2 protein-coding genes are annotated in these 2,029 nt (G+C 70.6%); one reads left to right on the forward strand and one right to left on the reverse strand.

Annotated features, from left to right (window positions below; translation table 11 throughout):
- Positions 1-315: 315 nt before the first annotated feature.
- Positions 316-1,221, reverse strand: a complete 906-nt coding sequence (locus ACZ66S_RS20210; RefSeq protein WP_469902860.1) for a ScbA/BarX family gamma-butyrolactone biosynthesis protein — start codon at positions 1,219-1,221, stop codon at positions 316-318.
- Positions 1,222-1,405: 184 nt separating this feature from the next.
- Between ACZ66S_RS20210 and ACZ66S_RS20215 the strand changes: the two genes are divergently transcribed.
- Positions 1,406-2,029 (forward strand): ScbR family autoregulator-binding transcription factor (locus ACZ66S_RS20215; protein WP_469902861.1); only part of this gene is annotated, 624 nt, incomplete at its 3' end.

Consider the following 2,029-nt stretch of genomic DNA (forward strand, 5'->3'; position numbering starts at 1 on the left):
GATGGTGGGGCCGGATGCGTGCTGTCGGGGTTCTCGGCTTGGGTTTCTCGGTCGGGTTCTTCGTAGCCCTTGCCCGCCCGTCCCCGCCCGTGCGCCCGGGTGGCGGCGCCCGCCAGTCGGCGGGACAGCACCGCAGGTCAGGCGGCGGGGCTGGGTGCGTGCTGTCGGAGTTGTCGGCCTGGGCTGCTCGGCGGGGGGCCTTGCGGCACTGGCCCGCTCGTCCCGTCTGTGCGGCGTCGGGACGAGCAGGTCCTTCAGGCGGGCGGTAGGTCCCCGGCAGGCGTGCCGTCGCCCCGCGTCCGCACCCGGCCCGGGTCAGGCGGCGAGGTCGCGGGGGGTGGCCGCTGCGGTGGAGGCCGGGGTCAGGGTGACGAGGCTGGAGAAGATCTCGCGGTCGTTCTGGTGGGCGCTGACCCGGACGCGGCCCGGGTCCGTGAGGCGTTCGGCCCGAAGCAGGCAGGGGACGTCCATCTCGGCGTACCGGACGAAGTCGGAGTCCATGCCGGTGACCGCCGTCGGGCGGGGATGCGCGGTGGCCAGGGCGGCCTGGCGCGCGGCCTCCAGCAGCAGCATGCCGGGGGCGTGGTCCACGAGGTGGTCGAAGAGCACGGGGTGCGTGGTGTCGACCCTGAGCTGCCAGTGGTCGGGCCGGTCGGTCGCGGCGAGCACCACGTCCTCGAAACGGTCCCGGCCGAACGGCGACAGGCCGGCCGGCGGCGGCAGCGGCACGGCGCGCGCGGTGGCCGCGGTGGCATCGGCGTACGCCCCGCGCAGCCGGTTGTAGACCGTGCGGTCCTGGATGGTGAAGCGCGAACGGGCGGTGGCGAGCGGGCGTCCGCCCCGCTCGACCTCGACGCTCAGGGATATCGCGGAGGCTCTGTCCCGGCGGTACGTCACCTCGTGGCACGTGATGTGCAGCTCCAGCTCGGCCGGACCGTCGTCCACGCGCGCGGCCTCGGGGTCGAGGGTCCAGCCGAAGTCCTTCCACAGGAGCTGGTGGCCGAACGGCACCTGGTAGGCGCCGTGGGACAGCAGCGGGAGTGTCTGACGTACCGTCTCGCTGAGCAGGAGCGGGTCGTACAGGCCCAGGCGGCTGACGTAGAACCGGTGGTTCGCGGGCCAGGCGGCCGTCACCGTGAAGGTGTCGGGGCCGGTCCGCCGCCAGTTGCGCAGCAGCATTTCGTCCTGGTTCGTCTTGTGGGTGTAGTCGGCAGAAACCATCTCAAAACGGTTCGTGAGACCGTGCTGAGCGAGGTCGATGGTCATGGTGTTCCCCCTGATGCGGTGACGTCCGAGTAGGGCACGCGCAAGTGAATCGACGCCGCCGACGGTGACAGGGCGGCCTCGACGTGAATAAAATAGAGGTCGTTCTTTTTGTTTGTCTACAGGCACGAGGAGTCTGCCGATGGCACGACAACGGCAGGAGCGCGCGGAGCGCACCCGGGCGGCGCTCATTCGCGCGGCCGCGGAGATGTTCGACCAGGTCGGGTACCACGGGGCGGGTCTCAACGCGATCCTGAGAAAGGCCGAGACCACAACCGGAGCCATGTACTTCCACTTCAAGTCGAAGGAGGAACTGGCCCGGGCGGTCATCGTCGAACAGGCCGCCGAGCTGAAGTGGCCCAGCGGCAAGAAGGGCCTGCAACAGCTCATCGACGTGTGCCATTACCTGGCCGTGGAGATGCGCTCGAACGTCCTGTTCCGGGCCGGCGTCCGGCTCGCCGTCGAGCAGAGCGAGGTGAACCTGCTCAACTACTCGATCTACGACTGGTGGGCCGAGCAGTTCGGCATCCATCTCGCCGAGGCCCGCGACCTGGGCCAGCTCCGGCCCGAGGTCGACGAGGCCGCGTTCGCCCAGGTGATCGTCGCCGCGTACACCGGCACGCAGATCATGTCGCGGCTCTCCAGCGCCCGCGGCGACCTGCCCGAACGCATAGAGAGCATGCTGCGCTGCCTGCTGCCGGCCCTCGCCCCGCCGGAGGTCGTCGCCACGCTGGAGTTCCCGGAGGTCAGCGATGCCCCCGGGGTG

The organism is Streptomyces sp. NPDC107471, assembly GCF_055582845.1.

Excerpts from the sequence above, each read along its gene's own strand:
- ACZ66S_RS20210 (WP_469902860.1), bottom strand. The coding sequence starts at position 1,221 with ATGGTTTCTGCCGACTACACCCACAAGACGAACCAGGACGAAATGCTG.